Source organism: Photobacterium japonica (genome assembly GCF_050337005.1).
GTDB lineage: Bacteria > Pseudomonadota > Gammaproteobacteria > Enterobacterales > Vibrionaceae > Photobacterium > Photobacterium japonica.
The window spans coordinates 34,910-49,292 of the sequence record NZ_JAKJSN010000026.1; the positions used below are offsets into that span (position 1 = coordinate 34,910).

At 48.7% G+C, this 14,383-nt stretch carries 13 protein-coding genes; 3 read left to right on the plus strand and 10 right to left on the minus strand.

What is annotated here, in order from left to right:
• Positions 1 to 28: 28 nt before the first annotated feature.
• From L4C36_RS11535 to L4C36_RS11570, 8 genes are all read right to left on the minus strand, one after another.
• Positions 29 to 802, minus strand: coding sequence for a DUF1365 domain-containing protein (locus L4C36_RS11535; RefSeq protein ID WP_428477949.1), 774 nt, complete (start codon positions 800 to 802; stop codon positions 29 to 31).
• A gap of 13 nt (positions 803 to 815) precedes the next feature.
• Entirely contained in the window at positions 816 to 2,156 is a 1,341-nt protein-coding gene (locus L4C36_RS11540) for an NAD(P)/FAD-dependent oxidoreductase (RefSeq protein WP_428477950.1), read from the minus strand.
• Positions 2,153 to 2,905, minus strand: coding sequence for an SDR family NAD(P)-dependent oxidoreductase (locus L4C36_RS11545; RefSeq protein ID WP_428477951.1), 753 nt, complete (start codon positions 2,903 to 2,905; stop codon positions 2,153 to 2,155). The genes L4C36_RS11540 and L4C36_RS11545 overlap by 4 nt, the downstream gene beginning before the upstream one ends.
• A gap of 15 nt (positions 2,906 to 2,920) precedes the next feature.
• Entirely contained in the window at positions 2,921 to 3,355 is a 435-nt protein-coding gene (locus L4C36_RS11550) for a nuclear transport factor 2 family protein (RefSeq protein ID WP_428477952.1), read from the minus strand.
• A gap of 66 nt (positions 3,356 to 3,421) precedes the next feature.
• Positions 3,422 to 4,906: a deoxyribodipyrimidine photo-lyase gene (gene phrB, locus L4C36_RS11555; RefSeq protein ID WP_428477953.1), complete on the minus strand. Its 1,485-nt coding sequence runs from the start codon at positions 4,904 to 4,906 to the stop codon at positions 3,422 to 3,424.
• The gene (locus L4C36_RS11560) at positions 4,893 to 5,738 is read right to left on the minus strand and encodes a MerR family transcriptional regulator (RefSeq protein WP_428477954.1); all 846 of its coding nucleotides are present in this window, start codon (positions 5,736 to 5,738) and stop codon (positions 4,893 to 4,895) included. The genes phrB and L4C36_RS11560 overlap by 14 nt, the downstream gene beginning before the upstream one ends.
• Positions 5,728 to 6,675, minus strand: a complete 948-nt coding sequence (locus L4C36_RS11565; RefSeq protein WP_428477955.1) for a YbgA family protein — start codon at positions 6,673 to 6,675, stop codon at positions 5,728 to 5,730. Before L4C36_RS11565 ends, L4C36_RS11560 begins: the two co-directional genes overlap by 11 nt.
• A 168-nt stretch (positions 6,676 to 6,843) precedes the next feature.
• Positions 6,844 to 8,754: an alpha-amylase family glycosyl hydrolase gene (locus L4C36_RS11570; protein WP_428477992.1), complete on the minus strand. Its 1,911-nt coding sequence runs from the start codon at positions 8,752 to 8,754 to the stop codon at positions 6,844 to 6,846.
• Positions 8,755 to 9,384: 630 nt separating this feature from the next.
• Here L4C36_RS11570 and L4C36_RS11575 point away from each other — a divergent pair.
• On the plus strand, positions 9,385 to 9,735 hold the full coding sequence (locus L4C36_RS11575; protein ID WP_428477956.1) for a hypothetical protein: 351 nt from the start codon (positions 9,385 to 9,387) through the stop codon (positions 9,733 to 9,735).
• 65 nt (positions 9,736 to 9,800) lie between these two features.
• Here L4C36_RS11575 and L4C36_RS11580 read toward each other — a convergent pair whose 3' ends face one another.
• Complete coding sequence (locus tag L4C36_RS11580) at positions 9,801 to 10,988, minus strand: multidrug effflux MFS transporter (protein WP_428477957.1); 1,188 nt, start codon at positions 10,986 to 10,988, stop codon at positions 9,801 to 9,803.
• Positions 10,989 to 11,090: 102 nt separating this feature from the next.
• Here L4C36_RS11580 and L4C36_RS11585 point away from each other — a divergent pair, with 102 nt between their 5' ends.
• On the plus strand, positions 11,091 to 11,867 hold the full coding sequence (locus L4C36_RS11585; RefSeq protein WP_428477958.1) for an AraC family transcriptional regulator: 777 nt from the start codon (positions 11,091 to 11,093) through the stop codon (positions 11,865 to 11,867).
• 12 nt (positions 11,868 to 11,879) lie between these two features.
• On the opposite strand, the gene L4C36_RS11590 is transcribed toward L4C36_RS11585, so the two are convergent.
• Positions 11,880 to 12,779 (minus strand): AraC family transcriptional regulator, encoded by a 900-nt coding sequence (locus L4C36_RS11590; RefSeq protein ID WP_428477959.1) that lies wholly within the window; start codon positions 12,777 to 12,779, stop codon positions 11,880 to 11,882.
• 93 nt (positions 12,780 to 12,872) lie between these two features.
• Here L4C36_RS11590 and L4C36_RS11595 point away from each other — a divergent pair, with 93 nt between their 5' ends.
• Positions 12,873 to 14,255 (plus strand): MATE family efflux transporter, encoded by a 1,383-nt coding sequence (locus L4C36_RS11595; protein ID WP_428477960.1) that lies wholly within the window; start codon positions 12,873 to 12,875, stop codon positions 14,253 to 14,255.
• Positions 14,256 to 14,383 lie beyond the last annotated feature (128 nt).

Consider the following 14,383-nt stretch of genomic DNA (forward strand, 5'->3'; position numbering starts at 1 on the left):
CGTTTTTCTCGTTATCGTGATGCTTATCTTATCCGGCGCTATCGTGTTTCTTGGACGATAGCGGGTGATCATAAAAAGGCGCTTTTTTTCGCCATAACTTAAAGGCTTGCCAATAAATACCGATAACCACTTTGGCCGTTTGCACGGGGGTTTTTGCCAGTAAGCGCCATAACACCGCAGTGGTGAACGGCTGGCGCTGCATCGCCATGGTGGCATCCAGCACTTTGCGATCGTCCGATTGATCGTGAATATCCAAATGCACCAGCAACTGTTTCAACGGATCTTTCAATTGCCACTGATAATATTGATCCATTGGGTTAAACGGCGAGACATGGAATTGTTTCTCCCCCCGCCATTGTGGGGTATTCCATGCCGTTTTGGCTGGCAATGCATAGTAATGGCGGCCATTCCACGGCGTATTGCTCACTTCCACCAGCACGGTTTTCCATTCGCCCTGTTGGTCATAAAGGTAATACAAATTGATAGGGCTGAAATACAACCCGGCATACCGCAATTGGCACAGCATCATCACGCGTCCATCGACCATCTCTCCCGTCAAACGGGCGGCTTTGTTGATCACGGCCTGTTTCAGTGTTGTGGCCTGTTGATCATCACGCAGATAATCCCCGGCATCCAGACGGGCAAAATGCCACCATTTTTGTCCAAACCCAGTGACGGTCTGCTCTAACGCATCCAATTCATCCAAATCAATAAAAGGCATAAACATCGGGTAATTAAATTGATGCTCAACGGGATGGAACCGCCGATGCCGCACTGATCCCACAAACAACGCACTGTTCATCGTCCCCCCCGCCTTATTTCGACGAAGACGCAGATGACGTCATGGCCGCCGCGTGTGAATAGCCCGCAATTACCTCTGAGCTATCTGAACGTGATTCAATCGCCGCAGATTCAATTCCTGCAACCACATCAAGCGCACTTTTCACCCCGTCCTCATGGAAACCGTTGTACCAGTACGCCCCGCAATACCAAGTCTGTTGCTGGCCATTCACGAGATGACGGGATTGCTGCGCTTTCAAGCTGGCCGTATTAAATACCGGATGCGCGTAAACAAATCGGCGTAAGATCTTTTCCGGTTGAATGCTGTCGGTTTGATTGAGCGTGACACAGAAGGTTTCCGGGGCATCAAATCCCTGCAGGATATTCATGTTGTACGTCAAACACGCGAGTTTATTGTCGCGCTGGCCGTCATCGTCTTTGCCGAGGAAATAATTCCATGCCGCCCATGCCACTTTTTTCTCCGGCAATAAGCACTCGTCGGTATGTAAGATCACGTCGTTACGTTGGTAGGCGATATCACCCAATACAGCACTTTCATCAGGCGTTGGATCAGCCAGCATGCCAAGGGCTTGATCACTGTGACAGGCAAAAATAACGTCATCGTACATTTCTGACTGACCGCAAGAGGTCACCGTCACTTTGCCATCGACTCGACGGACCTCATCGACCGGCGAAGACAAACGGATGCGCTCATTAAACGGCTGGATTAAACGTTTGACGTATTCGCGAGAACCGCCGGGAATAACAGCCCATTGCGGGCGATTGGTGATGTCTAATAAGCCGTGATTACGGAAAAAGCGCACGAAAAAGCCCAATGGGAATCCTCTCATATCAGACAATGTTGAGGACCAGATGGCAGCTCCCATGGGTAAAATATAGTTTTCGCAGAAGTAAGCATTGAAACGATGTAACGTGAGAAACTCCCCTAGCGTACGGGAAGTGTCTTGCTCGAGATCAACCTGCTGTGCCAATTTATTGAAACGTAGAATATCCGCTATGAAAGCGTAAAATTGAGGATTAAGCAGATTGCGTTTTTGGGCAAATAAGGTCGATAAGCTGCGGCCGTTATATTCTAGTTGGTTTTCTTCATTCTGAACGCTAAAGCTCATCTCCGTCGGCTGGCCTTCGATCCCCAATTCGGCCAATAACTGCTCGAATTTCGGGTAGGTGCGGTCATTAAACACAATAAAACCGGTGTCGATGGCATATTGGCCGCTCTCAACCTCCACATCAACAGTGGCGGTATGCCCGCCAATGTAATCGTTGGCCTCATAGACAGTGATGTCGTGGGTCGAATTCAAATAATGTGCGCAGGTTAGGCCTGAAATACCGGTCCCAATAATGGCTATTTTCATGCGGGTTTCCTTGTCATTTTATTTACGACCCACAGCTGTAATGGCAGGGGTAATAAGGCAATGGACTTCAACAACAAACTGAATGTCTGCGGAAAATGAATTTCTCGCTTTTTGGCAGCAATCCCTGCCTGAATTTTCTCCGACGCAAACGCCACAGGCACGCGCATCGGCATAGGAAAATCGTTCTTATCGGTAAGCGGTGTTTCTACAAAACCTGGGCTGACCAGTGACACCGTCACACCTTGGGGTTCAAGATCCAATGCCAATGTATTCGCCAGGTAAGCAATGGCCGCCTTAGAGGCCCCATAGGCTTCTGCGCGAGGCAATGGTACATAGGATGCCGTTGACCCCATTAAGACAAGATGTGTATTCGAGTCGAACTGTGCTTGCAGTGCTTGAATGCAATGCAACGTACCAAAGACGTTCACCTCAAACACACGACGGAATAACTCGGTATCAATTTCACCGTACTCAATGTATTCACACGTCCCTGCGTTTAAGATGATCAATGCTGGCATCACCGGTAAAACTTGCAGCGCAGTTTGCGTCTCGCTCAAATCTGTCATATCAAACTGCACGGTTTCAATATTTGTGTGGCCATCTGCTAGCTGGGCGAGACGTTCGGCGTTTTGCCCGCAAGCGAACACTGTCCAGCCTTGCTCGGCATAATCGAGTGCTAATTGACGACCGATACCAGAACTGGCACCGGTGATCAGCACATGATCGTTACCTGGATTCATAGTGACCATGATCACCCCTCCTCGTCACAAGCTCGCTTTAATATGGCGAACAATCGGGCCCATTAATGGCACGCCTTCGTAAATCATTTCACCCATATCGAAGTAATCACGATGTCCTATCACTTTACCGTCGCTGAAGGCCAGTCGGGAACAACCATTGACTTGGCGCTGCTGACCTTTGGCGATTTTGGGGTGGCTAAACAACATGGTCCATTGCACGTATGCTACCGACCCTTCGGTGATCGTTTCATGGATCTGAAATTCGCAATGTGTGACCGACTGAAATAAGCGCGAAAAATATTGCGTGAGTTGATCGATCCCCTCAACACGGTGCGCAGGATCCTCAAACACCACATTTTGGTGATAAAGATCCGCGAGGATCGACAGGTTGTCCTTACCCAATGCACGGTAAGTCCGTACAAAGTTATCCGTGATCTGGGCTGTTTCCGATATTTCCATCCTCTTATTCCTTCTGTTAACACCGTCGCGATGAGGCCTGCCTAGATTCGCACCTGAATATCGGTCTTATTTCGTCGCTTCATTAAGCTCTTGGTGCATGTCTTTGGCGGTTTTGAACAAATCAATAGCGCGTAATCGGGCTTGCTTATGGTCGACAATGGGTAACGGATAATCCAGTCTCCTCATGCCATTAACCACAGCAGGCCAAGCATGGGGCTTATGAATATATTTATCCGGCACGTCTTGTAACTCATGCACCCAAGTACGGATAAATTCCCCTTTTGGATCAAACCTTTCCCCCTGTGTGGTGGGATTAAACACGCGAAAATACGGCTGTGCGTCTGTGCCTGTTGATGCCGCCCACTGCCACCCTCCGTTATTGGAGGCTAAATCCCCATCAATCAAATGGCGACTGAACCATTGCTCACCGGCCTGCCAGTGGATCAATAAATCTTTGGTCAAGAAGCTGGCAGTGATCATACGCAAACGGTTATGCATCCATCCCGTGTGCAGTAGCTGTCGCATCGCGGCATCCACAATGGGAAAACCGGTTCTACCCTGTTGCCACGCCGCCAACAATTGCGCGTCTGTTTGCCAAGGTAATAATCGACTCCACGGTTGGAATGATTGATTTCGGCTTAATGCTGGAAACGCCACCAGCAAATGGCGATAGAACTCTCGCCAGATAATTTCGTTCAGCCAGGTAAAAGGGCCATTTTTGTCTTCCAGAATCCCATCCGGAAATAAAGGCATCAGCGCAGCAATACATTGGCGAGGGGATAACATGCCCGTGGCTAAATACGGTGAAAGCCGACTGGTACCATCCACGGCCGGTGTGTCTCTGTCTTGATGGTAAAGCGATACCTTTTCTTCACAGAACATCACCAACCGCTGACGAATCGCCTCTTCATCAACTGGCCATGCCATGCTATCCACTGTCGGATAGGTCAACGTGATCGGCTGAGCAAGGTGGGATAACAATGACGCCGCTGTAATCGGTGAAGGGGTTAACGGCGGAATCGGCACTAAAGGCATGGCATCGATCTGACGATAAACTTTTAGCCATTCCCGACGAAACGGTGTAAACACCTTATAGGGATCACCTTTTTGCGTTAGCACGTCACCGGGAGGAATAACGCATTGATCATCCAATACGCTAAAAGGGATCTTGTTGTTAAGCAGGGTTTGCCCAACATGATGGTCACGTTGGCTTTCATTCCATTCATATTGCTTGTTGCAATACACATGAGTAATGTGGTGTTGATTGACAAACGCGAGCAACGCATCCGGAACCGACGCATAGTCATCCACTTCTAACACCGTCAAGGGGACGCCCAACGTTGCTAATTGTTCTCGCAAAACGGTTAATCGACGGCGAATAAAGTCAATTTGTATTGGTGCAACGTGATGCTCGTGCCACTGCATGGGTGTCGCAATGAAAATGGCCTGCAATTCGTCACTCCGAGTACATGCCGTGGATAACGCAGTATTGTCGATGGTGCGTAAATCGGCACGAAACCACATTAATCCTCGGCGTTTATGTCGGTTCATCCTGCCCCTCCCGTATGTCTGCGTGAATTGAAGCAATGCTGCCAGATAACGTGATGGTACAATTAAGCTCAGTATAAAATGGCTGAAGTTGTGCTATCACTGAACGATCAAGCTTGTTATCGCCGTCTAAAAATATCTCTTTATTATCCCAACATTTTATCAATGCCATGAGCGCGGTTAACTTGCCACTCATCGACGTCAGGATAGTGACGTTGTAACTATCATTCGCCAATGCATAGGCTTTTAACCACACGCGATAACTTGGAATGGGGTCAAAGCTGAGCAACATGCCGGTCTTTTTGTTCCGCTTCCGATTTCCCGCAACTAACGTTAAACACCGCTCACTGAGCACACTGCGCCACATGGCGGCCTGGATATTGGCTAACGGGTTATCAGAGTGATTCACCGCACTGTCCACCGCAGACGCAATTTGCTTTTCAAACAATTCAACCGGATATTCCTTCATCAGCTGATTCAGCCGTTTATCCAGCGCGATGGCATCCAAGTCATTCAGAGCGATCAGTAATTGATCCGCCGCTTTTTGGCTGTCGCTAACCGTACCGGTGACCGGCGTTATCGACATGGGTGAATGGCCGTCCAATAACGGACGTACCTTGCCAATCGCTACCCCTTTTTCTAGCCAGCCCAAAATGTCATTAATCGTATCGATATCATCTTGGCTGTATAAGCGATGGCCTTTTTCCGTTCGCATGGGGTTTAATAAGCCATAGCGACGCTGCCATGCACGTAACGTCACAGCGTTGACCCCTGTCATTTCCGACACGTCTTTGATCGCATAATGGCCCATCGCTGTGTCTTCTTCACAGTCCATAGCGCAGTTTTAACTCCTCTGGATACGGGTCAATAAAGGTTTGGATTTGTAAATACGGATCGGGATATTCACGGATGTAATGCTTGATCAGAGCCAGTGGGACGAGCAATGGCTGGTGGCCTTCTTTATAGCTCATGATCAGACTCGCTAATTCTTGCTTCTGCTCTTTGGTTAACGAACGCTTGAAGTAGCCTTGCAGATGCATCAGCACATTGGTTTTATTTTTGCGGCTGGCGCGCTCTTTGATCGCATCCATAAATTGTTGGCGATAGAGGATATAAAATGCGTCAAGATCCCACTCTTTGATGTTGGCCACTAACGGGCCCATACTTTTGTAGGCTTTCGGAGAATGCGCCATAAGTACAAGCTTGTAGCGCGAGTGGAATTTCACAAAGGCATCCACCGACAAGTTATCTCGAACGCTGGTGTAGAAGTCATTTAACGCAAAGACACGGAAAACGAAGTTTTCACGCAGAACCGGATCATTCAATCGGCCATCTTCTTCAACGGGTAGCCACGGCATGTTGGCCATGAGGGCTTTGGTGTACACCCCAACCGCACCGCCAGGGACCGTATTGTTGTTAGCAAGGTGCAGTTTCACCCGCTCCATGCCACAGGTGGGTGATTTTGCACACACCACATACCCACACAGCCCATCAAACTGGCTGATCTTTTGTTTCGCGAAGGTCGCCATCTTGTCTGTATAGTCAATATCGTTTTGTTTGCTATCGACAAGACGCTCTTCACCGGTTGGCAATTGTAGCAAGCGAATAGCAGGCCGCGGTACAGGCATGCCAATCCCCACTTCAGGGCACACGGGTTTGAATGTCATATATTGCGATAATTCATCGACCACAAAACGGTTTTGCTTATGTCCGCCATCAAACCGTACTTTGTCACCTAACACACATGCACTGATACCCACATTGATCGTCATACTGCCTCCCTACATGTTGTACAAAACATGCTTCTTGTACAACCAAGGTAGTGTATTCGATCACTTTGTACAAAAGTTTTTTATGTACAACCCTCTCACAAATAAAAAAAGGGAGCGCAACACCCCCTTTACTTCTGGTTACATCAACAACGAATCAGTGATATTGCCCTAGTTGCATTTTGACACCATGATTTGCTTAGGTTCTCCACGCTCACTGAAGGTTAAGCTCCACACGTATTGACCCGCTTGCGGTAAGGTTACGGCGGTATCTTTACCGTAACCGCCCGCGATGAGCGCCTCAGTCACGCCCGCCTTCAGCGCCATCCCCTCTGCGGTATACTGTGGATTCCAATCTTTGCTGGCGTACTGCATCTTAAATGCACCGGCTTTTTCATCAACAACAACCTGATACACGTGGTTTCCGTCGATGATCCCTTTGTACTGGTAAGCGCGATGCGGTTTCTGTTTCCAACCTGCATCCGCAAAATCACCCACCACATACAATGTCTCGCCAACAGGGCCACTGCCTTCAACGGTCGGGTTATCACATTGTGCCATGACCCCTTCGCCCACCAGCGACACGGATGCCACAGACTGCTGCGCAACACCCGCATCCGTTGGCGTTTCAATGCTGAGGAAGCGAGGAGCAAAACCCGCTAATGGAATCGTGTACTCACCGTTATGTAACGTGAATACGTCACCCGTTAGCAGATCACGGAGGTTGCCTTGCGATCCAATAGCGTTAGCATCAAGCGTGATCGTCGCTGCGTTGTCCGTGGTACTCACCATGTACAGTAGCGCTTCATCATCGGCTTGCTTGTGATCCACATACACGCTTTCTGTCGCCATCACATTGGTACGCACCCCTTTTGATAATGCGGGGTGCTGCTCGCGCAATGCCATCAGTGACGACACGTAGTGTTTCAGGTCAGCTTGCCCTTCTGTTAGTGACGCCGTCACGCCATCAATATTGGCACTGGTACGGGCGACATGGTCATCACACAATCCATCAATAGCACAATCTTCTTTGATTTTTTGGGCAAAACCGTCCACTTGATCACCGATTTCCTCCCCGTAATACAAGGTAATGGGGCCGGTATACGCGGCTTGGAATGACAGGGCTGCCTTATGCCGTTGCCAATATTCCGCTTGCTCAGGTGAAGCAATACCGCCGCGTTGTAATAGGTCCCCAAAACGCACAACATCATGGTTGCCCAGCATCAAGTTCGGCTTGGCATGCTCTGGATACTGGCTATGTAGCGCCATACCGTCGTTCAGCCACTCACCGCCTTTACGACTCACACCGCTTTCGTTGACCGCAAAGGTTTCAACCACACGAAAACGCATCGGGAAATCAAACGCTGAACACAGTGCTGGATCACCTTCTGGTCCGTAACCTGTTTCTGTGATGTACTGTTCGTTATTCCAAATTTCCGCCACCATGTAGCCCAGCGGGTGTACCGTTTCCCCTTTATCATTCACATAGGTCACCGACTGAGAGGCTTCATCCACACGCTGACGGATCGTTTTCCACGCATCCGTCGGGACTTGATAGGCTTGATCCAGACGCCAACCATCAATCTTCAACTCTTTCACCCAGTAACTCGCCACTTCTTCATAGAATGCAAGACTTTCTGGGTAGCTCACCGGATTATTTTCACCCACAGGCAAATGCCCTTGCGGTGATGGAACCACGTTGCCTTTGTGATGACCAAACACCCCATCAAAGAACACATACAGGCCTTTAGCATGTGCTTGCTCGACCAATTCGCGGGCTTGTTCTAGCGTGCCAAAACGTGGATCGATCTTGAAATAGTCACTGGCAAAATAGCCTGTCGCATCCAAGCGATCTGCCCAGTGCGCTTGGCCTTCAACCGGAATAGATTCAAAAATCGGTGTCAGCCAAATCGCATTCATACCCAGCGACTGAATGTAGTCCAGTGAATCAATGATCCCTTGTAGATCACCACTGTGATGGCTCGTGCCATAACCCGTACCATGGCCCACCGCTTTATCGCCATCAACAAAGCTTTCCACCATGATCTGATAAATACGCAGATCGTCTGTCTTCGCCGTCATCAGGCTGTCACAGGCATAGGCCGTATCGGTACTTGCAATTGCTGTATTATCAGTCGCCAGGTCTGATGTGCTATCTGCTGTTGTACAAGCAACTAACGAGGCTGCAATGGCTAAAGCGATAAGAGTGCGTTGATTTCGTTTCACAATAAACTTCTCTGAATAGTGGGCATACCGCCATTATTCATACGGTCTACACATTCAAACCCTCCCCCCTTCGTGATTGCAAGGCGTAGACTAGGGGCGTAGAGGTTGGCGGAGCCATCAATCACGTTTCGTTGATTAAATGCACCAATTAAACGCCATTGTTCCCCCTACAAAATGCGACCTGACACCACGCTATCTCCGTTGCTAGCAATGATGGCCGCGACATACTGTTATGTATTTCATACTTTTTCTCTTCACGGTTAACCAACAGGTATGTTTGTGGTAGCACAAGCAATTTTGACAATTTCTTCATCCGTGAATAACCGCAGGCTCCCTTCGGGGGGAGATCCCCATCGGCCAACCATGCGCAATAAACGTACAACAAACCAACAACTGGCCTATTTATTTGAAAGATTCCTGCTTCAGCGGTTCTTTCCGCTGGTACAATAACTGTTCATACCAATGGGTATTTTTGAGGTAAATGAAATGCAACATGATCAATTTGAAGCGCTGGTTAAAACACTGTGTGAAATGCAAACCCTGCCTGAAGTGCTTAATGCACTGAAAGCGTGTGAAGATGCAGATGTCGTAGAAGCGGCTGAATCACTAACAGGTCAGTTTAACCTTGCTGAAATTGACGGTGAACAACGTATCTATCACATTTCGATGGAAGAAAATGACAACGGCGAACAAGAAGAATACGTCGAGTGGATCATGAACGTCGGTGACGATGTGATCAAATTTGTCGCTTGGTTCTTCTCTTCAATGTTTGATATGAAGCAAAAAGACGTTTATCAAACCGCTGGCCGTACTTACCAGCAACCAAAGCGTCAGTAAGCCCGTCGTCAACCGTGTGAGAAAAAGCCGGTCGCGTTAAACGTGACCGGCTTTTCTTTAGACAATTAGCCAATACGGGATTGCGCTTGCTCAGCTCGGTTAACATGGCAAGATAAGAAGGTCACACCCAATGTGATAACAGCACAAACGATAAGTACACTCCCTAACGCTTGTACGCTGCCTGCTAAGGTTAATCCAACACCAATTAACACGTAATACATCAAACCCAATATCGCCCCCGCACTGCCCGCTTGCTGCTTATATGCCACCAAGGCTTGGCTCAATACATTCGGGATCGCAATACCGAATGCGGCCACAACACAGACCATGGGAATTAAGAACACGGGTATACACCCCATTAACAGCGTATCACCCACAACGAACACGCCCAGGGCACCCACCGTTAATAAGGCGGCAGACAAACGCAGCAATACCTGTTGTGACACACACTTCGACAGTAACATTCGATTGATATAACTGCCCGCCAAGGTACTGCCACCCAACACCACTCCGCTATAGCCAAATTGTTCCGCATTCAGTCCCAAATGAGTGAACACAAAGGGGCCTAATTGGTAGTACGAAAACAAAGCAATATTATATAGAGCAACTAACCATGCCGATTGCCAAATGTGACGATCGCTGACCATTTTCAGGACTAATCCCCAGAGCCCCATCGGCTGTGCTGCCGTTTGTCTTTGCGTCTGTGTTTCAGGCAACATAAACACGTTATAGAGCAATAACGTCAATGCCATCATCTGAAGGGCCATGAATACCCATCGGTATCCCCCCATCTGTGCCAGTTGACCGCCCAATAACATGCCAAGCACAGGACTGATCGCGATACCCATTCCCATCAAGCTAAAGACTTTCCCTAAAGCTTCACCATCAAAGACATCGCGCAGCATGGTTTGTGTAACCACCGATCCCACCGCAATACCAAACGCACTGATAGCACGGGCAAGTAGAATCACGGCAAAGCTGTCCGTATACATCGCCAACCCCGCTGCGCAGGAGTAAATCAACAGCCCTAACAGCATGGTCGGGCGGCGTCCCCATTTGTCAGCGGCAATCCCCCACACCACCACACCTAGCGCAAAAGCCAAAAAATACACCGACAAGGTTTGTGCCGCCTGAGCATCACTGACCGCAAAACGGTGAGCAAGGCTGCCTAGTGCCGGGCTATAAATCGTTTCAACAATTTGCGGAAACATCAGCATGACTACCATCAGCCATAAAGAAGGCATTCTCTTCATTGTGTCCTCGTTTCTTCATGAATATGCTTGGCGTGCAGTATAGGGGGCGTTATGCTCTGCCTATTAACAACATTAAAACCAAAAACATCAAGATTCGGACAAATGGCCCTGATTAATGAACATACCCCCTTCGATGCCGACACCATTTCTGCTTACGTGGTGGGAATCGCCGCCGACGTTGGCCAGCATGACTCTGGCATACACCAGCACAACAAAGGTCAACTGCTGTATGCGCCGGCAGGCTGTATGCATTTCGAGTTGAAGGATGCGATTTGTATCTTGCCACCGACAAAGGCGGTGTGGATCCCACCCCATACGCCACATCGCGCAAAGATGACAAACGTGGTGGCCTATCGTTCACTGTATTTTGACTGTGCAGATTTCAATTTCCCTGACACACTGACAATGATTGAGGTGGATGATCTACTGAAAGCATTGATCGATAAAATGGCATTGTGGCCGTGGGATACATCGAAAGAAGCCATGATAAAAACCGTCGCATTATTCTGGGAGGAATTCGATGCGGCGCAGCGGCAAACATTTCAGTTGCCGTTACCCACCAGCCAACGCTTCCAAACGTTTCGCGAACAACAACTTGAAGACGATTTTTTACCGCCGTCAATTACCACCCTGGCCAATTCTGTCGGTGCGAGCACAAAAACAGTCACACGACAGTTTAAAACAGAAACGGGGATGTCATATCAAGAATGGCGACAACAGTGGCGATTGCTCAAAGCCATTGAATTACTGTCGCAACACCGACCGGTTGGTGAGGTAGCCCATTGGCTTGAATTTTCCTCCGACAGTGCGTTTATTGCGTTCTTTAAACAGCACACCGGACACACACCGCGCAGCTTTATCCACGGTAAGTTGGCCTAAGGTAACTGATCATTAACCAAATAAGCGTTTGCGGTACTCACGGGGTGAACACCCATGATACTGACGAAAGCGATGGGTAAAATTAAACGGGTCTTGATAACCCAGTCGTAATGCCACCATGCCTACGGTCCATTCGCGGTTTTGCAATAAATCGACCGCTTTTTCCATGCGCAATTCAATCAGCTTTTGCTGGGTCGAGCACTGATAGAGCTGCTTGGTGATACGATTTAACTGTTCAGTGCTTAAATAGCACTGCTTCGCTATGCCTTTTACCGTCCAGTTTAAGTGCAGCTGAGATTCAATGTCATTGAAGATACTTTGTACACGCAGTACCGAGTTAGATGGCGCCATCGTCGCCGAGCCCAACAACAATCGCGACAATTCACTGGCAAACAACTTCCGGTAACTTGAGCGCCCACCCACTTCACTGTGTAGTAAGTTCATCACCGACCATACTTGCTCACACACCCGCGATTGTTCAACCCGCTGGCCATTCATCGCTAAGGGCTGCCATTTTTCACTCGGCTGCAATAACACCCACGCCATCTTCCAACTTTTATCGGCATCTTTAAGTTCAAAACGAAACGGCTTGCCGACTGGCAATACCGTTAACGTATTCGGCAACAGACAATACTCCCGTTCGGGAGTCGTCAATTTGCCCATGCCTTCCAAGGTAAACAGCAGTGTATGATGAAAGGTTTGTACCCGCTCAATTTCATAACCTTCTGACAGATCAGCTAATCCCGCCATGAAGAACCCATTGTCCACCAGTTCAGGCAAATCTGATTGGGTGAGAAAGCGTTCTTTACACGCCTCTGCAAGATAAACCACTTCCTGCCATTGGGTCCGTTGCGCCGGGAGCGCCAATCCCACGTTGACAGATCCGCACAGGTTTTCTGGTTTTTTTAACATGTCGCTTCATTCCCTGCTTCGTTATAGTTGCCGCATAAATCAGTAAGCGTTTTTATCCCTTTTTCTGCACATTGTTCTGATCTGTAGGTAATCATGACCACACCACGTAACACACAAACCGCACTACCCATCGGGCTATTTTCCCGTGTGGCAAAACTGGCTTTTCCGGTAGCCATTCAAAGTGCATTGGTGGCCATTTTGGCGCTCGCCGATGTCTTGATGGTCAGCGATTTTGGCCAAGCCGCCACCGCCTCTGTCGGCATTGCCTCGAAATGGCATTTCGTCGCGATCATGATCATGGCGGGCCTTGCATCGGCCAATGGTGTGCTTGTCTCTCAATACTGGGGCAAAAATGACAAAGTGCATGCGAAAACGGTGACCGTGCAAGCGATGAAATTCGGTGCCATCATTATGGTGCCCGTTACGTTTGCCATTACCGTTTTTGCTCCACAAATCATGCAGCTGCAAACTAATGATTTTCAGGTTATTGAACAAGGTGCGCAATACCTTTGGTACAGTTTCCCGGTACTAATCTTGACCCATGTCATTATTACGACTGAATCTAGCCTGCGATCAAGCGGGGATGCGATGCTGCCTTTAATTTTGGGCGCCATCACTATCGCAATTAATATTTCGCTGAACTTTTTATTGATTAAAGGCGGTTGGGGAATTCCTGCGATGGGCGTTGCGGGTGCTGCGCTGGCAACCACCATTGCGCGATTTGCACAGGTTCTGCTGATGTGGGGCGTCTTGGTATACCGTCAACACTGGCTACTGACCAGCCGTGCAATTCCACGTCACCAAACCTTATGGATGACTTACCGTAAGCTGGCAATCCCGCACTCATTGAATGCGCTGTTATGGGCGTTGGGTACCCTGACCTACCAGATCATTTTTGGTCATATGGGCACCACAGAGTTGGCGGTTTTCAGCATGATTGGTCCGTTTGAATCGCTGCTGTATGCGATTTTCATGGGGATTTCAGTGGCTTGTTCCGTACTGATTGGCCAGTCTTTGGGGCGTGATGAATTTGATACCGCCCAAGCGATGACCAAGTTCTTCATCAAGTTTGTCCTGATCATCGGTATTGGCGTGGGGTTCTGCTTGTACATTAACCATACTTACGTATTGGCTTGGCTGAATTTAGATACCACGGAATACCTGCCGTATGCACAACCGGCCATGCTGGTAATGTGTGTGGGGATCAGTTTGCGTATGCTCAACATGATCATCATTAACGGTATTTTACGTACCGGCGGTGAAAACCTGTTCTGCCTACGTATGGATTTCATCGCGATGTGGATGATTGGTATTCCCGTCACGGCTTATGGGGCGTTTATCGGTGAATGGAGCTTTGGCATGGTGTACTTGGCGATGTTGGTTGAAGAAGTGGTGAAATTGTCACTGTGCTTTAATCGCTACCTCAAGCAGCGCTGGCTGAACAACCTGACCGTTCAGGCGCAACCGGCTATCTAATCGAAAAAACGATTTAAGATAGAGAACAAAAACAAACAGGCTACTTGATGATATCAGGTGGCCTGTTTTCCTAGGGACGCTCCTTCTCGTCGCTTTTTTCTGGCGACTTTTTCGGATGGCTTTTTCGG

Coding starts and splice junctions, on each gene's coding strand:
- L4C36_RS11535 (WP_428477949.1), bottom strand. CDS start 802: ATGAACAGTGCGTTGTTTGTGGGATCAGTGCGGCATCGGCGGTTCCAT.
- L4C36_RS11540 (WP_428477950.1), bottom strand. CDS start 2,156: ATGAAAATAGCCATTATTGGGACCGGTATTTCAGGCCTAACCTGCGCA.
- L4C36_RS11545 (WP_428477951.1), bottom strand. CDS start 2,905: ATGGTCACTATGAATCCAGGTAACGATCATGTGCTGATCACCGGTGCC.
- L4C36_RS11550 (WP_428477952.1), bottom strand. CDS start 3,355: ATGGAAATATCGGAAACAGCCCAGATCACGGATAACTTTGTACGGACT.
- phrB (WP_428477953.1), bottom strand. CDS start 4,906: ATGAACCGACATAAACGCCGAGGATTAATGTGGTTTCGTGCCGATTTA.
- L4C36_RS11560 (WP_428477954.1), bottom strand. CDS start 5,738: ATGGACTGTGAAGAAGACACAGCGATGGGCCATTATGCGATCAAAGAC.
- L4C36_RS11565 (WP_428477955.1), bottom strand. CDS start 6,675: ATGACGATCAATGTGGGTATCAGTGCATGTGTGTTAGGTGACAAAGTA.
- L4C36_RS11570 (WP_428477992.1), bottom strand. CDS start 8,754: ATGACGGCGAAGACAGACGATCTGCGTATTTATCAGATCATGGTGGAA.
- L4C36_RS11575 (WP_428477956.1), top strand. CDS start 9,385: ATGCAACATGATCAATTTGAAGCGCTGGTTAAAACACTGTGTGAAATG.
- L4C36_RS11580 (WP_428477957.1), bottom strand. CDS start 10,988: ATGAAGAGAATGCCTTCTTTATGGCTGATGGTAGTCATGCTGATGTTT.
- L4C36_RS11585 (WP_428477958.1), top strand. CDS start 11,091: ATGGCCCTGATTAATGAACATACCCCCTTCGATGCCGACACCATTTCT.
- L4C36_RS11590 (WP_428477959.1), bottom strand. CDS start 12,779: ATGTTAAAAAAACCAGAAAACCTGTGCGGATCTGTCAACGTGGGATTG.
- L4C36_RS11595 (WP_428477960.1), top strand. CDS start 12,873: ATGACCACACCACGTAACACACAAACCGCACTACCCATCGGGCTATTT.